The sequence below is a fragment of the Celeribacter neptunius genome (genome assembly GCF_900113955.1).
GTDB lineage: Bacteria > Pseudomonadota > Alphaproteobacteria > Rhodobacterales > Rhodobacteraceae > Celeribacter > Celeribacter neptunius.
This window is the reverse complement of the sequence record NZ_FORH01000007.1, coordinates 107735-131169: the sequence shown is the minus strand read 5'-3', so window position 1 is coordinate 131169 and position 23435 is coordinate 107735. Positions and strand designations below refer to the sequence as shown.

General features: G+C 62.7%; 25 protein-coding genes. 17 read left to right on the top strand and 8 right to left on the bottom strand.

What is annotated here, in order from left to right; all coding sequences use genetic code 11:
• Positions 1–8: 8 nt before the first annotated feature.
• The gene (gene miaB, locus BM151_RS16465; protein ID WP_090061841.1) at positions 9–1346 is read right to left on the bottom strand and encodes a tRNA (N6-isopentenyl adenosine(37)-C2)-methylthiotransferase MiaB; all 1338 of its coding nucleotides are present in this window, start codon (positions 1344–1346) and stop codon (positions 9–11) included.
• Positions 1347–1544: 198 nt separating this feature from the next.
• Here miaB and BM151_RS16460 point away from each other — a divergent pair, with 198 nt between their 5' ends.
• The 4 genes from BM151_RS16460 (at position 1545) to BM151_RS16445 (ending at position 4229) form a co-directional block, all read left to right on the top strand.
• Positions 1545–2408, top strand: a complete 864-nt coding sequence (locus BM151_RS16460) for a glycosyltransferase family 2 protein (protein WP_090061840.1) — start codon at positions 1545–1547, stop codon at positions 2406–2408.
• Positions 2399–3079 (top strand): hypothetical protein, encoded by a 681-nt coding sequence (locus BM151_RS16455; protein WP_090061839.1) that lies wholly within the window; start codon positions 2399–2401, stop codon positions 3077–3079. The genes BM151_RS16460 and BM151_RS16455 overlap by 10 nt, the downstream gene beginning before the upstream one ends.
• 112 nt (positions 3080–3191) lie before the next feature.
• Complete coding sequence (locus BM151_RS16450; protein WP_090061838.1) at positions 3192–3626, top strand: FKBP-type peptidyl-prolyl cis-trans isomerase; 435 nt, start codon at positions 3192–3194, stop codon at positions 3624–3626.
• Between the two features lie 93 nt (positions 3627–3719).
• Positions 3720–4229 carry a hypothetical protein gene (locus BM151_RS16445; protein WP_090061837.1) on the top strand — a complete coding sequence of 170 codons (510 nt, stop codon included), beginning with the start codon at positions 3720–3722 and terminating at the stop codon, positions 4227–4229.
• Here the strand turns inward: BM151_RS16445 and BM151_RS16440 are convergent.
• From BM151_RS16440 to irrA, 3 genes are read right to left on the bottom strand one after another with little or no spacing between them, the layout of a single operon-like run.
• A complete protein-coding gene (locus BM151_RS16440; RefSeq protein ID WP_090061836.1) occupies positions 4210–4815 on the bottom strand; it encodes a DNA-3-methyladenine glycosylase I in 606 nt (201 codons plus the stop codon). The two genes, BM151_RS16445 and BM151_RS16440, sit on opposite strands and share 20 nt — an antisense overlap.
• 39 nt (positions 4816–4854) lie before the next feature.
• Positions 4855–5148, bottom strand: a complete 294-nt coding sequence (locus BM151_RS16435; RefSeq protein ID WP_090061835.1) for a hypothetical protein — start codon at positions 5146–5148, stop codon at positions 4855–4857.
• A 47-nt stretch (positions 5149–5195) separates the two neighbouring features.
• A complete protein-coding gene (gene irrA / locus BM151_RS16430) occupies positions 5196–5630 on the bottom strand; it encodes an iron response transcriptional regulator IrrA (RefSeq protein WP_090061834.1) in 435 nt (144 codons plus the stop codon).
• Between the two features lie 219 nt (positions 5631–5849).
• Between irrA and fabA the strand changes: the two genes are divergently transcribed.
• From fabA to BM151_RS16405, 5 genes are all read left to right on the top strand, one after another.
• The gene (gene fabA, locus BM151_RS16425) at positions 5850–6359 is read left to right on the top strand and encodes a bifunctional 3-hydroxydecanoyl-ACP dehydratase/trans-2-decenoyl-ACP isomerase (RefSeq protein WP_090061833.1); all 510 of its coding nucleotides are present in this window, start codon (positions 5850–5852) and stop codon (positions 6357–6359) included.
• A gap of 68 nt (positions 6360–6427) precedes the next feature.
• Complete coding sequence (fabB, locus tag BM151_RS16420; RefSeq protein WP_090061832.1) at positions 6428–7657, top strand: beta-ketoacyl-ACP synthase I; 1230 nt, start codon at positions 6428–6430, stop codon at positions 7655–7657.
• A 374-nt stretch (positions 7658–8031) separates the two neighbouring features.
• Complete coding sequence (locus BM151_RS16415; RefSeq protein WP_090061831.1) at positions 8032–8820, top strand: enoyl-ACP reductase FabI; 789 nt, start codon at positions 8032–8034, stop codon at positions 8818–8820.
• Entirely contained in the window at positions 8820–9401 is a 582-nt protein-coding gene (locus tag BM151_RS16410) for a histidine phosphatase family protein (protein ID WP_090061830.1), read from the top strand. The genes BM151_RS16415 and BM151_RS16410 overlap by 1 nt, the downstream gene beginning before the upstream one ends.
• Before the next feature lie 102 nt (positions 9402–9503).
• Positions 9504–11090 (top strand): GMC family oxidoreductase, encoded by a 1587-nt coding sequence (locus BM151_RS16405; RefSeq protein WP_090061829.1) that lies wholly within the window; start codon positions 9504–9506, stop codon positions 11088–11090.
• A 9-nt stretch (positions 11091–11099) separates the two neighbouring features.
• On the opposite strand, the gene BM151_RS16400 is transcribed toward BM151_RS16405, so the two are convergent.
• Positions 11100–11720 (bottom strand): hypothetical protein, encoded by a 621-nt coding sequence (locus BM151_RS16400; RefSeq protein ID WP_090061828.1) that lies wholly within the window; start codon positions 11718–11720, stop codon positions 11100–11102.
• 253 nt (positions 11721–11973) lie between these two features.
• Here BM151_RS16400 and BM151_RS16395 point away from each other — a divergent pair, with 253 nt between their 5' ends.
• The 8 genes from BM151_RS16395 to BM151_RS16360 all read left to right on the top strand — a co-directional run bounded on the left by BM151_RS16395 (position 11974) and on the right by BM151_RS16360 (position 19689).
• Entirely contained in the window at positions 11974–12753 is a 780-nt protein-coding gene (locus BM151_RS16395) for a zinc metalloprotease (RefSeq protein ID WP_090061827.1), read from the top strand.
• A 77-nt stretch (positions 12754–12830) separates the two neighbouring features.
• Positions 12831–13676: an alpha/beta fold hydrolase gene (locus BM151_RS16390; RefSeq protein ID WP_090061826.1), complete on the top strand. Its 846-nt coding sequence runs from the start codon at positions 12831–12833 to the stop codon at positions 13674–13676.
• Between the two features lie 8 nt (positions 13677–13684).
• A complete protein-coding gene (gene pcaD / locus BM151_RS16385) occupies positions 13685–14476 on the top strand; it encodes a 3-oxoadipate enol-lactonase (protein ID WP_090061825.1) in 792 nt (263 codons plus the stop codon).
• Between the two features lie 8 nt (positions 14477–14484).
• Positions 14485–15198 carry an alpha/beta fold hydrolase gene (locus BM151_RS16380; protein WP_245781238.1) on the top strand — a complete coding sequence of 238 codons (714 nt, stop codon included), beginning with the start codon at positions 14485–14487 and terminating at the stop codon, positions 15196–15198.
• Positions 15199–15285: 87 nt separating this feature from the next.
• The gene (locus BM151_RS16375) at positions 15286–16536 is read left to right on the top strand and encodes a TCR/Tet family MFS transporter (RefSeq protein WP_090061823.1); all 1251 of its coding nucleotides are present in this window, start codon (positions 15286–15288) and stop codon (positions 16534–16536) included.
• A 118-nt stretch (positions 16537–16654) separates the two neighbouring features.
• Positions 16655–16843 carry a hypothetical protein gene (locus BM151_RS16370; RefSeq protein ID WP_090061822.1) on the top strand — a complete coding sequence of 63 codons (189 nt, stop codon included), beginning with the start codon at positions 16655–16657 and terminating at the stop codon, positions 16841–16843.
• Between the two features lie 337 nt (positions 16844–17180).
• Positions 17181–18695 carry a succinyl-CoA:acetate CoA-transferase ScpC gene (scpC, locus tag BM151_RS16365; RefSeq protein ID WP_090061821.1) on the top strand — a complete coding sequence of 505 codons (1515 nt, stop codon included), beginning with the start codon at positions 17181–17183 and terminating at the stop codon, positions 18693–18695.
• A gap of 82 nt (positions 18696–18777) precedes the next feature.
• Entirely contained in the window at positions 18778–19689 is a 912-nt protein-coding gene (locus tag BM151_RS16360; RefSeq protein ID WP_177213191.1) for a peptidoglycan DD-metalloendopeptidase family protein, read from the top strand.
• On the opposite strand, the gene ggpS is transcribed toward BM151_RS16360, so the two are convergent.
• From ggpS to BM151_RS16345, 3 genes are read right to left on the bottom strand one after another with little or no spacing between them, the layout of a single operon-like run.
• Entirely contained in the window at positions 19686–21200 is a 1515-nt protein-coding gene (gene ggpS / locus BM151_RS16355; protein ID WP_090061819.1) for a glucosylglycerol-phosphate synthase, read from the bottom strand. The genes BM151_RS16360 and ggpS overlap by 4 nt on opposite strands.
• Before the next feature lies 1 nt (position 21201).
• Positions 21202–22008, bottom strand: a complete 807-nt coding sequence (locus BM151_RS16350) for an HAD-IIB family hydrolase (protein ID WP_090061818.1) — start codon at positions 22006–22008, stop codon at positions 21202–21204.
• A 3-nt stretch (positions 22009–22011) separates the two neighbouring features.
• Complete coding sequence (locus BM151_RS16345; RefSeq protein WP_281245328.1) at positions 22012–23118, bottom strand: NAD(P)H-dependent glycerol-3-phosphate dehydrogenase; 1107 nt, start codon at positions 23116–23118, stop codon at positions 22012–22014.
• Positions 23119–23435: the final 317 nt, after the last annotated feature.

The following is a 23435-nucleotide window of genomic DNA, read 5'->3' as shown; positions in this document are numbered from 1 at the left end:
TCACATGGTTAACGCAGCATTTCGCCCGCCAGCGAATTCGGGCCGCTCTCGATGATTCTCACCCGTGCGATCTCTCCCACGGCAATATCGTCGGTGACGTGAACTGCATGAAGATACTCGGATTTTCCAACCATCTGCCCCGGCAGACGCCCCTTGCGCTCGAACAGAACCGAGACCTCGCGCCCGACCATCGCGTCCTGAAAGGCGCGCTGTTGCTCGGTGATCAGCGCCTGCAACCGATAGAGCCGCTCGGACGCCACATCGGGGTCGACCATCTTCGCCTCTTTCTCGGCGGCCGGCGTGCCCGGGCGCGGCGAGTATTTGAACGAGAAGGCAGAGCCATAGCCGACTTCGCGCACGAGGCTCATGGTGTCCTCGAAATCCTGATCGGTCTCGCCGGGGAAGCCGACGATGAAGTCGCCCGACATGGCGATATCCGGTCGCGCCGCGCGAATACGCTCGATCAGGCGGATATACTCTTCTGCCGTGTGTTTGCGGTTCATCGCCTTGAGGATCTTGTCGGAGCCCGACTGCACCGGAAGGTGCAGATAAGGCATGAGTTTTTCGCAATCCCCATGGGCGGCGATCAGGTCGTCCTCCATGTCGTTGGGGTGCGAGGTGGTGAAGCGGATACGCTCCAGCCCGTCGACCTTGGCGAGTTCCCGGATGAGCTTGGCAAGCCCCCATGTTCCACCCTCACCCGCGCCGTGATAGGCGTTGACGTTCTGGCCCAGAAGGGTGATCTCCCGCACCCCGCGTTCGACCAGATCGCGCGCCTCGGAGAGCACACGATCCACCGGGCGCGACACTTCGGCGCCGCGGGTATAGGGCACGACACAGAAGGCACAGAATTTGTCACAGCCCTCCTGCACGGTCAAAAACGCCGCCGGGGCGCGTTTCGCCTTGGGCCGGGCTTTCAGATGTTCGAACTTGTCTTCCTCGGGGAAATCCGTGTCGAGCGCCTTTTCGCCATGCCCCGCCTTGGCTTCGAGTTTCGGCAGCTTGTGATAGCTCTGCGGCCCGACCACGAGATCGACCATCGGCTGACGCCGCATGATCTCTTCGCCCTCGGCCTGCGCGACGCAGCCGGCCACGCCGATCTTCAGGTCAGGCTTGGCAAGCTTCAGATCCTTGTAGCGTCCAAGCTCCGAATACACCTTCTCCGCCGCCTTCTCGCGAATGTGGCAGGTATTGAGCAGGATCATATCCGCCTCTTCGGGGCTGGAGACCTCGGTATAGCCCGAACCACCAAGGCTCTCTGCCATGCGTTCGCTGTCATAGACATTCATCTGACAGCCATAGGTCTTGATATAGAGCTTCTTGGTGTCGGTTTTGGTCTCAGACATCGCCTCAGGTCCACGAATATTGGGGGGATTGCGGCGCTTCCTACAGGAACGGGGCTGACAGGGCAAACGGCTTTTGACCCGCGCGCCCCGCGCACAATCGGGCAGCGCTTCGGGAATTGCTCCCACAATCCTTGCAATCCCCTGCCGGTCATGCATTTTTTAGCCCAAGAGGGACAATTGCCAGTATTTAGGACAGATATGCGTTACGACAGCCTCGACACATTCCTCACTGACGGCAAAGACGCCCTGTTGAAAGGGCCCATCGCGATGGTCTTTGCCGAGGATCTGGTCGAGGTGGACACGACCGTACGCCATCACCTGTCTCTGGGCTTCAAGCAGGTGCTGCTCTTTGCCCCCGATGAGTTGCGGCTGAGCGAAGGGCTGGAGCTGAAAATCCACCGCATCCGCTACGCCACCCGCGCGGCCAATATGCTCTCGGAGGCGGTCAACCGGATCATCGAGGCGGCGCCGGGGATCTGGCTCTATTACTGCTACAATGCGGAATATCTGTTCTTTCCGTTCTGCGAGAGCCGCACGATCGGCGACATGCTGACCTTCCACACCGAGGAGCGGCGCGACGCGATGCTCACCTATGTGGTCGATCTCTATGCCGACAATCTCGACGACAGCCCCAATGCGGTCTCGCTCGAGGACGCGCATCTCGACAAATCAGGCTATTACGCGCTTGGCCGCAACGACGCCGAGAACCATCCGAAAGAGCGCCAGCTCGACTTTTTCGGCGGGCTCCGGTGGCGGTTCGAGGAACATATGCCACCCAATCGCCGCCGCATCGACAGGATCGCGATTTTCAAGGCCAGGAAGGGGCTCAGGCTCAGCGAGGACCATCTGTTCAACGATGAGGAATACAACACTTTCGCCTGCCCCTGGCATCACAACCTGACCGCCTCCATCGCGTCGTTCCGAACCGCCAAGGCTTTGAAAACAAATGCCGGTTCGACCTATGACATTCACAATTTCATGTGGCACAATTCGACCGAGTTCGAATGGCACAGCCAGCAATTGCTGGACCTGGGCCTGATGGAACCCGGGCAGTGGTTTTGACGCCCCTGTCGTCCTTTCTGGGCTCTGCCCTGCTTCTGGTCGGCGTTCTCGGCCTCGCGGCCGCGCAATGGGGTCTGCCGATCGCCTATGCACGACGCTTCAAGGCACAGCAACGTCCCGTCCTGTTCTTTCTGTGCCACGGGCTTTTGAGCTGTTTCGCCTATTTCGCCATCCTCGGCGCCACGGTCGGCGACGCAGCCCTGCCCCTCATCGCCTTTCCCATTCTGGGGTTCTTTTCTGTCGGTCAGATCCTCGATCTCATCGCAGAGACCGGGTTCGTCACGCAGTCTCTCGCGGCCTTCACGGTCACGGCGGTTCTGATGGCGCTCCTGGCAAAGCGTTTTCGCCCGATCCGCGCCATCGCTCTGCTGCTGACCCTCACGGCCGCGACCGCCTCGGCCATCACAGTGGCGGATCATTCGGCACAAAGGCGCATCTCCGAGGCGGCGTCCGAGCTGGGCGCCGATTGCCTGCACTCCATGTCCCTGTGGGCCTCCGCCGGTCAGAGGCTCGGCACCTTCACCCTGATGGGGGAGCTCCGCTATGCCAATCGCCACGCCACGGCATGGGTCGGACAGACCTTCTACGCATGGAGCTACAAAGAAAACCGCTTCTACCCGATCAACACCGTGCCATTGCATTACAAACGCCCGAGCGCCTGCGCCCTCTGACGGAAGGAGGGGGTTTACAACAGGCACAGAGCCCCTATCCTCTCGCGCAATCGCAACGGGCACCCGCAAGAGCGCGGCCCCGAAATTCACCCCCGAACAGTTAGGATTTTCCATGACCGAAGTTAAATCGGGCGACAAAGTACGCATTCACTACACCGGCACGCTTCAGGACGGCACCGTCTTCGACAGCTCCGAGGGCCGTGACCCGCTCGAATTCACCGTCGGCTCCGGCCAGATCATCCCGGGCATGGACAAGCACCTGCCGGGCATGAACGTGGGCGAAAAGAAAACCATCGTCGCCGTCGCCGACGAGGCCTATGGCCAGCGTCACCCCGATGCCCAGCAGGCCGTGCCGCGCGCCCAGATCCCGGCGGAAATCCCGCTCGAGGTCGGTCTGCAGCTGCAGATGCAGTCGCCGCAGGGTCAGGTCATCCCGGTGACCGTCGTTGAGATCACCGAAGAGGAAGTCACGCTCGACGCCAACCACCGTCTGGCCGGCGAAGACCTGACCTTTGCCATCGAGCTGGTCGAGATCGTCGCGGAATAATTCCGATCCTACGCGAAATTTGCGAGAGCGGTGTGCCACAGGCGCGCCGCTCTTTTTCGTTGATCGCCCGGCGTGATGACGTCAAATGGCCCCATGACACCGAGTGAGTTCCGAGCCGACTGTTCCAACTGCGCCGCCCTGTGCTGTCTGGCGCTGGCCTTTGACCGGGGCGAGATGTTCGCCCATGACAAGCCCGCCGGGACGCCCTGTCACCGGCTCGGCCTGAGGGACAGTGAATTTGCCTGTTCCATCCACGAAGATCTGGCGCAAAAGGGCTACCGCGGCTGTGTGGCCTTCGACTGTCTTGGCGCCGGACAGCGGGTGAGCGCCCTGTTTTCCGACACATGGAAGAGCCGCCCCGAGCTGACCGCTCCGATGATGGAGGCGTTTCGCATCATGCGCCAGCTGCAAGAACTGCATCAGATGCTCACGGCCGCCCGCGCCCTGCCCCTGCCCGAGGACAAGCTGGCGGAACTGAGCGATCGGATCGCGCAAGTCGATACGGCGAAGCGGGATCTCGAGAGCCTGCATTGTTTTGATCCCAAACCTGCCCGCGATTGGCTCAAAAGCCTCGCGCCTTTCATCAGCCGACAGGGGGCGTGAACCCCTCGCGCGCCGCCATGGCCTTGGCATGATGCGCGCAATCCGGGTCATGATCATTCACGAGCCCCATTGCCTGCATGAACGCATAGCAGGTGGTCGGTCCGACGAATTTCCAGCCGCGTTTCTTCAGGTCTTTCGACAGGCGTTTCGAGGTCTCGGTCATCGCCGGAACACCCTCAACACCTTTTGGCACCTCTGTTTCCTCATAGGACCAGAAATAGGCTGCCAGCGAGCCGAGGTCGCGCTGCATCTCCACGGCCCGCGCGGCATTGTTGATCACCGCTTCGATCTTGCCCCGGTGGCGCACGATGCCCGCGTCCTGCATCAGCCGGGCGATGTCCGCCTCGCCGAACTCCGCCATTTTGTGGAAATCGAAGCCGGCAAAACCCGCGCGGAAATTCTCGCGCTTTCTGAGAATGGTCCACCACGACAGGCCGGACTGAAACCCTTCGAGACAGATTTTCTCAAAGAGGCGGATGTCGTCGGTGACCGGATAGCCCCATTCCTCGTCGTGATAGCGGATATATTCCGGGTCGCTCGCGCACCAGGAACAGCGGTTCAGACCGTCGGGACCTTCAAAGATCATCGGGGCTCCTGTCTTTATCTCGTCTTGCCTTGTCTCTGTTTATCGCTCGTAAGCCTGCCAAAAGGCCTTGGGCGCAGCGTCCGGGTTCACGATGCACACCCGCCGATCCGCGGTATAGGAATAATCGGAGAGATACACTTCGATCTCCGCCAGATGCGCGAAATCGACCACCTGCACCGGCGCGGGCTCGGCCACGCCTTTGCAACTGCCGCCGACATACCATGTCTCATCGGCCAGAAGCTCGGTCGGGTTGAAATGCACGAGAACCACCGCCTCGCCCCCGGTCACGAATTGCACCGGCAAGGCGCCCTGTGCCGCGAGCGACACCGGCATGGCCACAAGGGCCGCAAACCCGGTCAGGCGCAGAGACAGAAGGCGTATCAGTGCTTGGCTTTCGGACGCAGCCGGATCACCACATCGACCGAGGCAATCTCCATGCCTTCGGGCGGCTGCGGCAGGCTTTGAATCTTCAGCTCATGCGCCGGCGCATCGGTCAGAGCGCCGTTGTCTTCCCAGAAGAAATGCGGATGCTCGTCCATATTGGTGTCAAAGTAGCTGCGCGACCCATCGACCGTCACCTCTTGCATCAACCCGGCCTGACAAAACGCCCGAAGCGTGTTGTACACGGTGGCCAGAGAGACTTTCTCGCCCGCATCCCGCGCCGCGTCGAACAGGCTCTCGGCGGTGACATGCCGGTCATGCCCATCGCCGACCAGAAGCGTGGCCAACGTGACACGCTGACGCGTCGGGCGGACACCGCCATGGGCCAGCCAGGCCTCGCCGCGGCGGATTTCAGTCTCTGCAATCTGGGTCATGTGCGTTCATTTCCTAGCTACAGCGGTCAATATAGGGCGGAAGCCCGGTCAAATTCAATCGCAAATGCCTGATATAGGTTTACCGCGCCCGGTAGGATGCCGAGGCGGACCGGGCGAAAACACCGCTTTTGATCCCCCCTGTTGCGCCTTGCGCGCTTGGGCGCCACGGTGATAGAGGGGTGTGACTTTGAAGAATTAGAGAAAGCAAGGGTTCCCGCGATGGCCGACTATCCCACGAGTTTCACCAAGGAAGACCTGCTGAAATGTGCAGCCGGCGAATTGTTCGGCCCGGGCAATGCCCAGCTCCCGGCGCCGCCGATGCTGATGATGGACCGGATCACCGAGGTCTCCGCCGATGGCGGCGCCCATGGCAAAGGCCATATCGTGGCCGAGTTCGACATCACGCCCGAGCTGTGGTTCTTTGAATGCCATTTCCCCGGCAACCCGATCATGCCCGGCTGTCTCGGCCTCGACGGTCTGTGGCAGCTCACCGGTTTCAACCTCGGCTGGCGCGGCTGGCAGGGCCGTGGCTATGCGCTTGGCGTCGGCGAAGTGAAACTCACCGGCATGGTGCGCCCGGACCGTAAAATGCTGACCTACAAGATCGATTTCACCAAGGCGATCCAGACCCGCCGCCTCACCATGGGCGTCGCGGACGGCATCGTCGAGGCCGATGGCGAAGTGATCTATCAGGTCAAGGATATGAAAGTCGCGCTCTCGGAGAGCTGATCCGTCGGCTAAAGTGAGACAAGACCCGGGTCTCCGGGTCGCACAGATACACAGGGAAGGAACACGCCATGCGTCGCGTCGTCGTTACAGGTCTGGGGATTGTCTCCTCCATCGGCAACAATGCCGAAGAGGTGCTGGCCTCGTTGAAAGCCGGGAAATCCGGCATCACCGCCAATGAGGACATGAAGGAATACGGGTTCCGGTCCCAGATTGCCGGGGCCATCGATCTCGACATCAAGGAACATGTCGACAAACGCGCCCTGCGCTTCATGGGACCGGGTGCCGCCTATGCCCATATCGCCATGGGTCAGGCCATCGCCGACGCAGGCCTCGAGGAAAGCGACGTGGTGAACCCGCGCACCGGTCTGATTGCCGGTTCCGGCGGCCCGTCCACCTCGGCCATGCTCACGGCGCATCAATCCGTATTGAAGACCATGTCGACCAAGCGCGTCGGGCCTTTCGCGGTGCCGAAATGCATGGGGTCGACGATTTCCGCCAACCTCGCGACCGCCTATCAGATCAAGGGGATCAACTATTCGATCACCTCGGCCTGCTCGACCTCGCTGCATTGCATCGGTTCGGCCTCCGAGCAGATCATGATGGGCAAGCAGGACGTGATGTTCGCAGGTGGTGGCGAAGAGCTCGACTGGACGCTGTCCTGCCTGTTTGACGCGATGGGCGCGATGTCCTCGAAATTCAACGACACGCCGGAAAAAGCCTCCCGCGCCTTTGATGCCAATCGCGACGGTTTCGTGATCTCCGGCGGCGGCGCCATTCTGGTGCTCGAAGAGCTGGAACACGCGAAGGCCCGCGGCGCCAAGATCTATGCCGAAGTGACCGGTTTTGCCGCCACCTCCGACGGCGCCGACATGGTCGCCCCCTCCGGCGAAGGCGGCGAGCGCGCGATGCGTCTGGCGCTCTCCACCCTGCCGGAAGGCCGCAAGGTCGATTATATCAACGCCCATGGCACCTCGACCCCCGTCGGCGATGTCGGCGAGGTGGAAGCCGTGCGCCGGGTGTTCGGCGAAGGCGCAAGCCCGGTGATTTCCTCGACGAAATCGATGACCGGCCACAGCCAAGGCGCGACCGGCGCGCAAGAGGCCGTCTATTGCCTCCTGGCGCTTCAGAACGATTTCATCATCCCGTCGATCAACGTCGAGACGCTCGATCCGGCGATCCTCGACGGCGAGATTGCCACCAAACTGGTGGAAAATGCGGGCCTTGATACGGTTATGACCAACTCGTTTGGGTTCGGCGGCACCAATGGCTCGATGCTGATGTCGAAATACCTCGGCTGAGAATTGCCTCAGGATTGAATGTACGGCCATGCTCGAAAGGGCGTGGCCGTTTCCTTGGAGAGCGGTGAGAATGAGCCCTTTGGGGACGTTGACCCTTCTGGCGCGGAACGAGGCCGAAGGCCGCCGCGCCTGCGCCTGCCCGTCCCGGCGGGCTGGCGCATTCTGAGCTCGCAATGACCTCAAATGATGGATGTACTTGGCGCCATAAAGTGCCTTGCTCAATCGTGTGAGCGCCACCCCACGGACAGGCTGGTCACGGCTTGATGCCAAAGACGCCAACGTCCCCTCCGTCCACAAAGCTGACCCTCCCCCAAAACCTTGACCCCAAGAGCCAAACAGGCCAAACAAACCGCAAATGAAATACGGGAGCTGACATGGCTGATCTTCTCAAAGGCAAACGCGGGCTCGTCATGGGCGTCGCCAATGAACGCTCCATCGCCTGGGGCATCGCGAAAGCCTGTGCCGATGAGGGCGCGGAACTGGCCTTCACCTATCAGGGCGAGGCATTCGGCAAACGCTTGGAACCGCTCGCGGCCTCCGTCGGCTCCGACACCATGGTCGATGTCGATGTCACCAATCCCGAACAGATGGACGAGGCCTTCGGCGCTCTGAAAGACAAATGGGGCAGCCTCGATTTCGTGGTACACGCCATTGCCTATTCGGACAAATCCGAACTCACCGGCCGGTTCCGCGACACCACCGAGGCGAATTTCAAGAATTCGCTGCATATCTCGTGTTTCAGCTTCATCGATGTTGCCAAACGCGCCTCCGCGCTGATGACGAATGGCGGCACGCTGATGACGCTCACTTTCGAAGGCTCGAACAAGGTCGTGCCGAACTACAATGTCATGGGGGTTGCCAAAGCCGCTCTGGAAAGCTCCGTGCGCTACCTCGCCAACGATCTCGGCCCCGAGGGCATCCGCGTCAACGCGATCTCTCCCGGTCCGATGAAAACGCTCGCCGGCTCCGCCATCGGCGGTGCGCGCCGGACCTATAAACACGCCGAAAGCAACGCGCCTTTGCAGTCGAACGCAACGCTTGAGGCGGTCGGCGCCACGGCGGTCTATCTCGCCTCAGACGGTGGTGCCTTCACCACCGGCGAGATCATCCGCGTCGATGGCGGCTATCACATCATGGGCATGCCGCGGATCGAAAATATCTGATGCGGGTCTTCTACCTGTCCCATCCGCAGATCGCGTTGGACAGGCAGGTTCCGGTGCCCCGCTGGGGTCTCAATCATCAGGGCCGTCTCCGATTGGAGGCGGCCCTTTCCATGTCATGGCACCGAAAAATCACCCGCATCGTCAGCTCGACCGAGAGCAAGGCGATGGAGACGGCGGCGCATTTTGCCGAGGCCAAATCCCTGCCGCTGACCGCCTTTCCCGAGTTGCATGAGAACGACCGTTCCGCCACCGGCTTTCTGCCGCCCGAGGAGTTCGAGGCGGTGGCCGACGCGTTCTTCGCGCACCCGGACAAGAGCATCCGCGGCTGGGAGCCGGCACGCCGGGCGCAGGCACGCGTCATCGCCGCGGTCGGTCAAGTGCTCGACGGCCATGAGACGGGCGACGTGCTGATCTGTGGCCATGGCGGGGTCGGCACGCTGTTGATGTTGTCGCTCGCAGGCAAACCGATCTCGCGCGACGCCGATCAACCCGCAGGTGGCGGCAATCTTTTCGCCTTTGATCCGGAAAGCCGCGCACTCCTGTTCGGCTGGACGCCGCTGGAAGAGATGCCCCCCCTCTGAACCTGGCCCTGAACTTGCTCCTGAACCTGACGCGACGTCCTTTGGGACATGCGGCAAAGCTGGTGTAGCCTTCCCCCGTGTGGCGCGCGGAGGAGAAGCGGCATGTACGATTATATCATTGTCGGCGGCGGGTCGGCGGGCTGTGTCATGGCCAACCGGCTTTCGGCCGACCCCGAGAAGCGGGTCTGCCTGATCGAGGCCGGACCGCGTGACAAAAACCGGCTGATCCACATCCCGCTGGGCATCGCCGCCATTGCGCGGATGGGCTGGTTCAGCTGGGGCCATCACACCGCCCCCGATCCCGCCTTGAATCACCGCAGCCTCTATTGGCCACGCGGCAAGACCCTGGGCGGCTCCTCCTCGATCAATGCGATGATCTATATGCGCGGCCATCCCGAGGATTATCGCGGTTGGGCCGAGGCGGCAGGCGAGGCTTGGGACTGGCCGCGCGCATTCGAGCTGTTCAAACGGCTCGAGGCCAATGCCCAGATCGCCGACGAGTTCCACAGCAGCGATGGACCTCTGTCTGTGTCCGATCTGCGCAGCCCCAATCCGCTTTCGACGGCTTTCGTGCAGGCCGGGGTGGAGCTGGGCTACCCCGAGCGGCGCGATTTCAATGGTGCGGATCAGGAGGGCGTCGGGCTTTACCAATTGACGCAGAAGAACGGCCAACGCTTTTCCTCCGCCCGCGCCTTTCTCGATCCGGTGCGGCATCGTCCGAACCTCGACATCCTCACCGAAGCACAGGTCTCCCGCGTCGTGTTCAGGGACCGGCAGGCAACGGGTGTTGCGCTTGCGGATCGCGAGGTCCCGCTCAATCCCGGCGGCGAGGTCATCCTGTCCGCCGGCGCGCTGCAGACCCCACAGATCCTCATGCTCTCGGGGATTGGCCCCGGCGCCACGCTCAAAGACCATGGCATCGATGTGCTCTTCGAGCAGCCGGAGGTCGGCGCCAATCTCGCCGATCACCTCGACATCACCGTGGTGAGCGCCGCCGCCGACCGCCTGCCGATCGGCATCGCGCCCTCTTACCTGCCGCGTGCGCTGCGCAGCGCCTGGCAATTCGCGCGCAAGCGCCGGGGCGATCTGACCTCGAATGTTGCCGAGGCCGGGGGCTTCGTGCGCTCCGATGCCGACCAGCCACGCCCGAACCTGCAATTCCATTTCCTGCCGGCCTTCCTGCGCGATCACGGGCGCCAGACCGCGTGGGGCTATGGCATGACCCTGCATGTCTGTGATCTGCTGCCGAAATCGCGCGGCCATGTGACACTCGCCTCACCCGATCCGCGGGCGCTTCCCCGGATCGATGCGAATTACCTGAGCCACCCCGAGGACATGGACACCTTGCTCAAGGCGTTCAAGATCGCCCGCAGGGTGATGCAGGCGCCGAGCCTCACCCGCCATGTCAAAGCCGAGCTGGAGCCCGGCCCCGAAGTCCAAAGCGATGAAGCGCTGATCGCCGACATCCGCGCGCGCGCCGAAACGATCTACCACCCGGTCGGCACCTGTCGCATGGGGGCAGACACGGGATCTGTGGTCGATCCCGAGGCGCGGCTGCGTGGCGTGAGCGGGCTGCGCGTGGTCGATGCCTCGATCATGCCCTGCATCATTGCCGGCAACACCAACGCGCCAACGATGATGATCGCGGAAAATGTGGCGGATATGATGGGGGCGCCGGCGCGCGGCTGAAATCCTGCGTCAGTGACAACCGTCGGAACCGCAGCCATCGCAATCTTCGCAAGCCCGCGCCCGCCCCTTCATGTCGATGAACTTCTCATCCCAGCTCTCGCCATCGCCGAATTCCAGGAAATCCTGATAATGGTCATGCCGGTCCGGCATGTTCCGGGCGTGTTTGATCGGGCACCAGTAATATTCCGTGCGCCCGGCCACCTCGCGCACATAGGCCAGAAGCCCGTTGCCATAGCCGCAATAGATACAGTTCAGCTTCTGCATGAAATTCAGATAGGTGAGCTTGTGGCGGTCGACGGCGATATATTTTTTGCGCTCGACCTTCGGCAGCCCGTAGACCGGGAAACAGACCCATTGATAGATCGTCACGGCGAGATCGAGGAGCACGAAGGGCACGATCAGCCCGTAGATCAGCGGCGCGGTGATGATCTCCCAGGGGCGCGCCCGGCGCAGGAACACCGACCAGCGCACCTTGAGCAGGCGCCCGCGCCGCCGCGCCTCTTCCTCGAAGATCACCCGCCCGTTCGAAAGCCGGTACTGGAAGCGTTCGCGCGCCTCCATCGCCTCGCGTTCAAGCTGGTCTTGCAGTTCCCGAAGGCTTTCGCGAAGTTTCTCAACCGTATTGTTCATGATCCCCTCCGGGCAAATTCGCGCTGTCCCAAGATTAGGGCACAAATACGACAAGTCACCCCCTTGTCGTTTGCCCGGGCATTTTTTGCCTTTCATCCTGATTTTTCGCCCATTTCGCCACTGTAGCAAACATGGAAACAGAGCGTTGATCGCGGCTTTCATCGGGTCAGGCGGGGCATGTGCCACATTCTCGCCACATTCCAGACGCATCAAAACCTCAAGCATTTAAGATAAGTGAACGCCGTAAATTGCCATGAGTTTTCTCATCCTTGCCATCGCGTTGGGCATTTTTGCCCTGCCGCTCGTCACCGCGCCGCTGCCCGGCGCCGGGCGGATCACCGCAAGCGGTTTCGATGGCACGGGCGTTGTGATCGGCTTTGTCATCACCGTGGCGGTCTCGGCCCTCACCTCGCCCTTGTTCGGCATCGGCTTCGTGCTCGCGGTGCTGCTGCATGAATACGGCTCGGCGCTGGCCTGTCGTTTCATCGGCCATGAGGTGGCCCGCGTGCGCCTCGTGCCCCTGCCTTACCTGTCCGGACCGCGCTCCGACCGGGCGTTCGATCACGCGCTCGAGGAAAGCTTTGCCGCGCTCTATGCGCCGGCGCTGGCCATCGTGCCGATGGTCCTGGCCTTCGGCCTGTTCCACGCGCTTGCGCCCCATGCGCCGGGCATCGCCAACCTGATGCGCATCCTCGCCATCATGCTGGGCACGTTCAATTTCATCATGCTCCTGCCGTTTCTGCCGTTTGGCGGCGGCCGAGTGGTCCATGCCGTCTCGGACGCCTTCTGGCCGCAGCTGAGCCCGATCGTCACCGTCTTCATGAGCGCCGCCTTTGCCTCGGCCGCGCTGCGAGATCACTCCATTGCCATGGGCATCCTCGCCGCGGCCGGTTTCCAGAGCCTGTTGCACCGGCATCGTCCGAAACAGGCCCGCCTCAGCCCCAATCAGGCGCTTCTGGTCATGGCCGCTTACGCCTTTACCCTGACCGTGCATTTCACCGGCGGCTATTGGCTGCTGACCGGGCTGATCTGAGCGCCGCGCACCCGAAGGCCGCAAAAGCCCTTTTCTCTGCCAGACCCACATGACACTCTCGCGGCAAGGAGAGCGCCATGACCACATTCACCACCGCAGACGGGCTGACACTGGCCTATGACGATCAGGGCACGGGGGGGCCGATCCTCTGTCTCGCCGGACTGACCCGCAACATGGATGATTTCGAACCGGTGGTGGAGCATTTCGCCGCCCGCGCCCGGATCATCCGGCTCGACAGCCGCGGCCGCGGCGCCTCGGATCATGATCCGGATTTCATGAATTACACCATCCCGCAGGAAGGCGCCGATGCGCTGGCCCTGCTCGATCATCTGGGTCTCGAGAAGGCCGCGATCCTCGGCACATCCCGTGGCGGGCTGATCGCCATGGCGCTTGCGATCACCGCCAGGGACAGGCTGACGGGGGTGCTGCTGAACGACATCGGGCCGGACATAGATCCCGTCGGGCTCGCCCATATCATGGATTTTCTCGGGCGCCCCTCGGCCTATCGTTCCTATGAGGATGCGGCCCTGCGGTTGCCAAAAGCCATGGGCGCGCAATTCCCCGATGTCTCGCATGAGGACTGGCTGACCTATGCCCGCCGGATCTGGAGCGAGGGCGAAAAGCGCCTCGAGTTGCGGTACGATCCGAAGCTGCGCGATGCGATCGAGGCCCAGAGCGTCACCGGCGCCCTGCCGGATCTCTGGCCATTATTCGATGCGCTCGACGGGTTGCCGCTGGCGCTCCTCAGAGGCGAGAATTCCAACCTTCTGAGCGCCGAGACCATGGCCGAGATGTGCCGCCGCCGCCCCGACATGATCGCCGCCACGGTCGGGAACCGCGGCCATGTGCCGTTTCTCGACGAGCCGGAAAGTCTCAATGTGATCACCCGTTTCATCGACATGCTCGACGAGGCCCAACCGTGACTTCAGCCATGAAGATTGACCTCGGCCACATCGCCCTCAATGTCGCGGAAAGCGGGCCTGCAGGGGGCGCGCCGGTGGTCTTTGCCCATGCCTTGGGAACCAACCTGCATCTCTGGGACGATGTGGTACCGCATCTGCCCGAGGGACTCAGGCTCATTCGCTATGACCTGCGCGGCCACGGCCAATCGGATGCGCCCGATGGGCCCTATTCCATGGGGGCGCTGGTCAAGGATGCCGAGCGCCTGCTCGACCATCTCGGGGTGAAGGACGCGGTGTTTGTCGGCATTTCCATCGGCGGGCTGATCGCCCAGGGGCTGGCGGTCAAGCGCCTCGACCAGATCCGGGCGCTGGTGCTGTCGAACACCGCCGCCAAGATCGGCACGCGCTCCGTTTGGGACAAGCGCATCGCCGAGATCCGCGACAAGGGCCTGGAGGCCATGGTGGCCCCCACTCTGGAACGCTGGTTCGCGCCGAAGTTTCGCCAGAGCGACGCCGCAAGGCGCTGGGGCCAGAGCATCACCGACACCCCGCTCGAGGGCTATCTCGGCTGCGCCGCCGCCATCGCCGGCACGGATTTCTACACGCCGAGCTCGGGGCTGCGCCTGTCGTGCCTGGGCATTGCCGGCGGCTATGACGGCTCGACCCCGCCCGATCTGGTGCGCGAAACTCTCGGCGTCATCCCCGGCTCGAAATTCGAACTGATGCGCCGGTCCGGCCATTTGCCGCCGGTCGACGCGCCAGAGGATTACGCCCGGCTCATCGGGGATTTTCTCAAGGAGATTGGCCATGTCGCAACCTGAGGTGCTTTTTGATCCACGGCTCCGGCCATGGCGCCTGGTGCTGGCGCGACCTGCTTGCCGCGCTTGCCGCCCGCGGCATTGACGCCCGCGCCATCGACCTGCCGTCCCATGGCGAGGACCGGATGGATTACACCGAGGTGACGCAGGAACGCTATCGCGACGCCATCCTGCACGACATCGCCCGGCATGGGAACCGCCCGGTGCTTCTGATCGGCCATTCCGCCGGCGGGTTTTCCATCGCCGCCGCCGCAGAGCACGCGCCCGAAAAGATCGCGGGTCTCGTCTATCTTTGCGCCTATGTACCGCGCGACGGCATGAGCCTCGCGGATATGCGCAAAACCGCCGAGGCGCATCCGGTGCTGGATCTCATCGAGCGGACCGACGATGGCCGCGCCTTTCTGTTCAAAGCGAAAGAGGGCGTCGAGGCGCTCTGTCACGATTGCCCGGACGATGTGGCGGACTATGTCAGAACCCATCTCGGGCCACAGGCGATCCGGCCACAGGAAACGCCGCTTCATGTCACCGAAGCCTCGCAAACCCTGCCGCGCCATTATGTCATCTGTGACGCAGACCGGGTGATCCCGCCCGAAGAGCAGCGCAAGATGAGCGCGGAGTTTCCCGCCGGACATGTGCATGCCCTGCCCTCGGGCCATGCACCGTATTTCGCCATGCCCGACCGGGTTGCGGATATCATCGAGGGGGCTCTGCGCGAACTGTCATAGACAGATCACGAAAGGCGGGCCACAAAGACGGGGTCTTTTTCGAAATATCCCGCCTTTTCAGGTCGCCCCCTTTTTCAGGTCACCCCCATGTCCATCCCCTCCATTCCCGCGTCTGCCCCCGCGCCCCGGCGCCATCGCCTGCCGATCATCTTCATCGTCACCACGGTGCTGATCGACGGCATCGGCATCGGGCTGATCTTTCCGGTCATGCCAACGCTGATCCGCGAAGTCACCGGTCAGGCGCTGGCCGATGCGGCGCTCTGGGGCGGGCTTCTGGCCACCGGTTTCGCGGTGATGCAATTCCTGTTCGGCCCGCTGGTCGGCAATCTCTCCGACCGTTTTGGCCGCAAACCCGTGCTGATCTCCGCGCTTTTCGTGATGATGCTCGACTATCTGGTGATGGCGGTGGCGCAGACGATCTGGCTCCTGCTCATTGGCCGGGTGATCGCCGGGATCACCGCCGCCACCCCGGGCACGGCGGCGGCCTTCATGGCGGATATCTCGAAACCCGGGGAGCGCGCCCGCAATTTCGGCTATGTCCATGCCGCTTTCGGACTTGGATTTGCCTTCGGACCGAAGATCGGCGGGCTTCTCGCCACGATCGACACCCGCGCGCCCTTTCTGCTCGCGGCCGCGATTGCCGGGGCCAATATGCTCTTTGGCCTGCTGGTCATGCCCGAGAGCCTCGCCCGGGACAAACGCCGGCCCTTTCAGCTGTCGCGCGCCAACCCGTTCGGCGCCTTTCGCGCCATCGGCCAGCTCAAGGGGCTGACCGGGCTCCTGGCGGTCTTCGGCCTCTATGAGCTCGCCTATTTCGTCTACCCGGCGGTCTGGTCGTTTTTCACCGAGGAACGCTTTGGCTTCGACACTGCGATGATCGGCCTGACGCTCTTTGCCTTCGGCATCACCATGGGGATCGCCCAGGCCGTGCTGGTCGGCCCGCTGGTCAGCCGGTTCGGCGCCTATCGCGTCGCCATGGCCGGGATCGCAATGGACAGTATCGTGTTTCTCGCCTTCGGCTTCACCGCCAATGTGCCGCTGATGTGGATCATGACGATCCTCTCCGGAATTTCCGCCATTTCGATCCCGGCGCTGCAATCGATGATGAGCACCGCCACCCCGGACGACCAGCAGGGCGAATTGCAAGGGGTCACCGGCTCCATCGCGGCCCTTGCCACGATCCTCAGCCCGCTGATCATGACCGAGACTTTCGCGATCTTCTCCCGCCCCGGCACCCCGCATTACCAGCCCGGTGCACCGTTTCTGCTGTCGCTGATCATCGTGCTGATCGGCGGGCTGATCCTCTGGTGCTGGCAGCGTGTTCATGGCCGGAGCTGAGCCTGCCCCGCCCCCGTCTGACGGCGCAAATACAGGCTCTTTGCGGAAATTTGATCTATATCGGGTCCGACCCCGTGCTCTTGTGCTATACTAGGCTCAGTCAAGGAGGAGGAGAGTTATGACTCGCAATATCGTAGACACGTCCCACCGCGCCGCAGGTAATGGTCGTCTCGTCCATTATCTCAGCCATGATCGCGCCGCCGGGCGCTCCCGCGTCTGGGAACAGATCGACCGTGCGCGCAAAGGTCCGAAAGATGCCTCCCGCGTGAAACAGTTCCTGCGGGTGGAACGCGGTCAATTGGCCTGATCCCAGGCCGACACAACACCCCCGAACAGGCCCTTTGGGCCTGTTTTCGTTTATAAATTTTCCCATTTCAGGCTTTGCACAGAGAGTTTGAAAGAAGTTTGCAAATCCTGCTTCACAGATTGAAATTGCAAAAACCATTACAAAAACCTGTGCACAATCGCATACCGGATTTGACCAGCGGAAATTGACTGGCAGCGCCCTCAGAAGGCGTCTAGATGCACGGGATGATCGGGCGGCTTTTGGGAGGAGTAGGTCGGATCGAATCCCCCCTCTCTTCCCCGATATATGCGCCGCACCGGACACGCATCCATGACTTTCCACCAGTTGGAGACCTCTCGTGACCATCGCACGCCGCCCTGTTCCAGCCTCGCTGCAATCCAAGATCATGTCCGCCGAGGACGCCGCCGCCCTCGTCACCAATGGTGCCACTGTCGGCATGAGCGGCTTCACCGGCTCCGGTTATCCGAAAGCCGTGCCGCTGGCGCTCGCCGCCCGGATCGAAGCGGAACATGAAAAGGGCAATCCCTTCCGGATCAAGATCTGGTCCGGCGCGTCCACCGGCCCGGAGCTCGACGGCGCCCTGGCCAAGGCCGACGGCATCGATTTCCGCCTGCCCTACAATTCCGACCCGATCGCCCGCGAGCGGATCAACAAGGGCGAGATGCGCTATTTCGACATGCACCTGTCGCAGGTGGCGCCGATGGCCTGGCAGGGTTTCCTGGGCGAGTTGGACACCGCGGTGATCGAGATTTCCGGCATCACGCCCGAGGGCGATCTCATCCCCTCGTCCTCGATCGGCAACAACAAGACCTGGCTGGAGCGTGCCGACAAGATCATTCTCGAGCTGAACTCCTGGCAGAGCGAATATCTCAACGGCATGCATGACATCTATTACGGCACGGCCCTGCCGCCGAACCGTGTCGCCATTCCGCTGACCAGACCCGACGACCGCATCGGTCAGGCGCATTTCAAGGTCGACCCCTCGAAGATCGTCGCCATCGTCGAGACCGATACGCCGGACCGCAACGCGCCCTTTGCCAAGCCCGATCAGGTCGCGCTCGACATTGCCGGGCATCTGTTGGAGTTCCTCAGCCATGAGCTGAAAATGGGCCGGATGCCGAAAGAGCTGCTGCCGCTGCAATCGGGGGTTGGCAATGTCACCAATGCCGTGCTCGCGGGCCTTCTCGACAGCCCGTTCGAAAACATGACCGCCTTCACCGAGGTGATTCAGGACGGCATGCTTGACATGCTCGACGCCGGCAAGCTGCGCATGGCCTCGGCCACCGCGTTCTCGCTCTCGCCCGAGGCCGCCGAGAGGTTCAATGCCGAGGCGCATCGCTATCGGGACAAATTGATCCTGCGACCGCAGGAAATCTCCAACCACCCGGAGCTGGTGCGTCGCCTGGGCTGTGTCGCGATGAACGGTCTGATCGAGGCCGACATCTACGGCAACGTCAACTCGACCCATGTCATGGGGTCGCGCATCCAGAACGGCATCGGCGGCTCGGGCGATTTTGCCCGCAACGCTTTCGTGTCGATCTTCATGACGCCGTCGACCGCCAAGGGCGGCGCGATCTCCGCCATCGTGCCGATGGCCAGCCATGTCGATCACATCAATCAGGATGTGCAGGTCATCGTCACCGAACAGGGGCTGGCCGATCTGCGCGGGCTCGACCCGAAGCAGAAGGCCGAGAAAATCATCAACACCTGCGCCCATCCGATGTATCGCGACATGCTGCGCGACTATTACGAGCGGGCGAAGAAAAGCTCCTTTGGCGGCCACGCGCCGCACGATCTGCGCGAAGCGTTGAGCTGGCACCAGCGCTTTGTCGACACCGGTTCAATGAAATAAGCGAAAGGCCTCCGGATCGGAGGCCTTTTCTCTGGTCTCTCATGTTCCATTCCGTCAGGGTGCCGCCATGGATGCGATACAGATGACAGAGCTCGCAAAGAGCCTCGCAGGCGCGCTTACCGGCGCAGAGGATCTGCATGAGACACTTGTGGCGGAGCTGGCCCGGGCGCCGCTTTCCGAGGCAGAGGCAGATGCGCTTTTGCCGCTGATCCGTCGAGAGGCCGAGGCGGCATTGATCGCCCGGCTCGACCAGTTGGACGCCGGCTTTCTCACCGCCGTGATCCGCCATGCCTGCGGCCATGCGCCGATCCCGGGCTCTGCCGCCATCCAAAGCCACCTGAAAAATGCAGAGGTCGCGCCGGTGATGTCGCCCGACCCGCGTGAAACCCGCGCGACCGCCCTGCCCTCCGAGCGGCCCCGCATGCCGGCCTTTTCCGACCGGGCTTTCGATGCCTGGTTCGACGGGCTGCGCGAAGGCGAGGAGATGCTCTACGGCTACGGGCTCTATGGCGAGAAGCGCCGGGTCTATATGGCCGATCAATATCGCGACGCCTCCGGGCCGGAACCACGCTCGCGCCATCTCGGCATCGATATTTTCGCGCCCGCGGGCACCTCCGTCACCGCGCCGCTGCCCGGGTACGTGCACCGGGTCGCCTATAACGCCGATCCACTCGACTATGGCCATACGGTGATCTTGCGACACGCCACGGAAGACGGCCTGCCGTTCTGGACGCTCTACGGTCATCTGGGTCAGCCGCATGTCGCCGAAGGCGATGAGATCGCCCCGGGTCAGACCATCGCGCCGCTGGGGGACTGGCACGAGAATGGCGGCTGGGCGCCGCATCTGCATTTCCAGCTGATCACCAGCCTGCTCGCACAGACCGGTGGCAATTTCTACGGCGTCGGCCATGACAGCCTCTGGCCGGTCTGGGCCGGGATTTCCCCCGACCCGAACCTGATCCTGCGGCTGCCCGAGGCCGTGTTCCGGCTTTAGGCGGCGGTCCCGGTCAGATCGGCGATATCGGCCGGCAGGACCTCATCGCCGAAAGCCTGCATCTGATCTTCCGCCCAGAAGCGGATATCCTGCAGCTTGACCATCTTGCGATTTGAAATCATCCGACCGCGCCGCTCTTCCAGTGGCAGGTCGAGCGCGAACTGGATCGCCCCGTCCATCGACTTGTGCGAGAACGGGTTGGCGGGCACGGCGGCGGCCAGCTCGACCGCGGCCCCCGCGAATTCGGAGAGCACCAGCACCCCGTCCTCATCGGTGCGCGCAGCGCAGTATTCCTTGCACACGAGGTTCATCCCGTCGGCCAAGGGCGTGATCCAGGCGACATCGGCGGCGCGATAATAGGCCACCAGATCCTCGAAGGGCACGGGGCGCGAGATCAGCGCAATCGGTTGCCATTCGAACGAGCCATAGCGGCCATTGATCTTGCCCGCGAGATGTTCGAGATCGCGCTGGATCTCCTCATAGGCGGTCATGTTGGAATTGGCCGCCACCGAGACATGCATCAAACGCACCTTGCCCCTGAGATCGGGACGGCTCTCCAAGAGCCGCTCAAAACTTTCGAGCTGTTCGATGCCGCCCTTGGTGTAGTCCGTGCGCCCGACCGAGAGGATCAGCTGACCGTCGCCGATCTCCTGCTTGATCTCCTTGACCTTGGCCGCCGTCTTGTCACTGGAGGCAAGCTGTTCGATATACTCGACATCGACGCCCACCGGGCTCGCTTGCAGCCGCACGGTCCGGCCGTCAAAACCAACCTCGGTCACCACGCTCTGCTCCGAGAGCGCCGAGGTCTCTGACGCCAGCTCCGGCTTGACCTTTTCGCGTTTGAGCGTCTCGACCTCGAGCAGCGAGCGCGCCGCCGAGACGAAATTGTTCACGTAACGCGGGATGTGGAAACCGACGACATCGCAGGCCAGAAGGCTCTCGAGGATCTCCTTGCGCCAGGGCAGCACGTTGAAAATATCGGCGTTCGGAAACGGCGTGTGGTGGAAGAAGGAGATCTTCACATCGGGCCGAAGCGTGCGCAGATAACCGGGCACCAGCCACAGGTTGTAGTCATGCACCCAGACCACGGCGCCCTCGGCGGCTTCGGCGGCGGCGGCCTCGGCAAAGGCCCAGTTCACCTCGCGGAAGGTCGGCCAGTCGACCGGGTCGTAATTGTAGCGCTCCTTGAACCCGTGCAGGATCGGCCAGAACGCCTCTTTCGAGGACACGTGATAGAAGCTCGTCACCTGTTCCGGCGTCAGCGGCAGGCGCGACACGGTGTATTTACCATAGGCGTCGTCGATCTCGATCACCCGCTCGAAATCGGGATTCGCCGGATCATCGGCATGTTTCCAGGCGATCCAGGCGCCCTTGTCGACGCGGCCGAAAAAGCTTTTCAGCGTCGGCACGATGCCGTTCGGACTTTTGTTTTCGCGATATTCGATTTTGCCGTCGACCTCGACCTCTTCGTAAGGCTGGCGATGGTAGACGATCACAAGATTGGAAGACATATCAGGCTCCTTTCAGGGCATGATTTGAGGCGTGATTTGGCGCGTCATGAAGGTCAAATGCGGCGATGGCCTCGAGAATGCCGGCGGCCCCGTGGGCTTTGGCATGATGGACCGTGTCATGACCGTGCAGGCGCTGGGTGAGCGCGGTCTCGGAATTGCCCACCGCCACGGCGGGCAGGCCGGAAATCAGCATCGACAGGTCGTTCATCGTGTCGCCGGCGCAGAGCACCCGGTTTTCCGGAATGCCCAGATGCGAGATCAACCGCTTGATCGACGGACCTTTCGAGACGCCTTTGGGCAAAACGTCGAAATAGCGATTGTCGGAAATCAGCCAGTCGAGCCCCATGGTCTCGACCAGCACCTCGGCAGAGGCATCATAGACCGAGGGTGTCAGATCGTAGCTGACCCGGTATCGAAACGCTGTCGGCTGAAGCGTCAGCCCCGAGATCCCGTCGAGCGCCGCGCGCACATGATCACCCTTGTTGTGCCAGCGCGCGGCGATATCGGCTTCGAGTTCCGGGATCGGTTCGACATGACCGTCCGGGCGCACATGGGCAATCGTCGTGCCGACGTCGCCGACGACATATTCGGGCCAGGGCAGACCCTGCTCGCGGCACATGTCCATGATGAATTCCGGGTCGCGCCCGGTCACGAAAATCAGCCCGACGGTGTCGCGATTGGCCTCGATCCAGTCGTAGAGAATTTTGCGATCCTCTTCAGAGCCGCCCAGAAAGGTGCCGTCGAGATCGGTCGCAAGGGTAAAGCGGCGCGCGGCAATCGCCGGGCGCGGTGTGGCATGAACATTCATGTCTCAGGAAACTCCGAATTGTAACGGCATATCTGGCGTTGGGTGGGTCAGTGACAGGTCGAGCGCATTGGGCTCCGCCTCGATCGGCCGCGCCCAGAGCGCGGTAAAGGCCGCTTGCAGATCGGCGCCCTTGTGCAGGACCGCATGGACCGTCTCACAGATCGGCATCGGCACATTGATGCGATGCGCCAGATCGGTGACCGAGACCGCGTTGACCTCGCCCTCGACCACCACCGGGCGGCCTTCAAAACAGGACGGACGCGCGATCCCCTGGCCGAGCTGATAGCCGAGCGACATGTTGCGCGAGGTGGTCGAGCTGCAGGTCAGCGTCAGATCGCCCGCCCCCGAGAGGCCGGTGACGGTTTCGCGCGAACCACCCAGGGCCTGGGCGAGCGCCTTCATCTCGTCGGTGCCACGGGTGATCAGCGCGGCGCGGGTGTTTTCGGCAAAGCCTGCCCCCGACATCATGCCACAGGCGATGGCGATGACGTTTTTCACCGCCCCGCCAACCTCGACCCCGACCAGATCGTCGGAGACATAGGGCCGGAACCCGCCGCCCGAGAGCGACATGGCGAGCCGCGCCGCCGGGCTCTGTTCCGGCGCGAGCCGGTCGGCATAGGAAAACGGAAAGGCCACGGTGGCCGCGGTCGGATGATCGAGCGCGGTCTCGCGGGCAAAGGTGGGACCGGAGACGGCACCCACCGGATGGCCGGGCAGCACCTCGGAGACCACCTCGGACAAGAGAAAGCCGGTGCGCTTCTCGACGCCCTTGCAGGCCAACGCAATCGGAATGCCCGCCGGGATATGCGACGCGATCGCCTGACACATCGGGCGCAGCGTCGACGAGGGGGTGACCATCAAAACGGCCTCCGCACCCTCGAGCGCGTGCGACAGATCAGCCGTGGCCCTCAGACCGTTTGGCAGAGCGACCTCGGGCAGGTAATCGGCATTCTCATGGGTTTCATTGATCCGTTCGGCCAGATCAGGACGGCGCGCCCAGAGACGCACCTCGCGTCCGTTGCGAGCCAGAACGGTGGCGAGCGCAGTGCCCCAGCTGCCGGCGCCAAGAACGGCGACACGCGCATAGGGCTGCGACGGGGTGTGGGATATGGAATCCTTGATGGGGAGCTCCTTTTGGGTGCTCTTACTCAATATGTCTTCTTCAGGTTCCGCGCGCCCCACCCGCCTCTGATCGAGGCCGCGCGACAAGGGGCAAAGACACTCCATAGGCAGGCCGAAGGACGATACAGTCGTCAGGCCAGGCGGGCATCAGCGCCAAGCGGGTCGGTCACGGAACACGAGCCATGCAACACTACGTGCAACACCGGCGGGCAGTCCCGGAAAACCGAGCGGGTCCGTCGCGTGGACCCTGGCAATAGGGTAGTCATTCTGCCCCAAATTTCAACCCGCCACCGCCGCGACGCAGA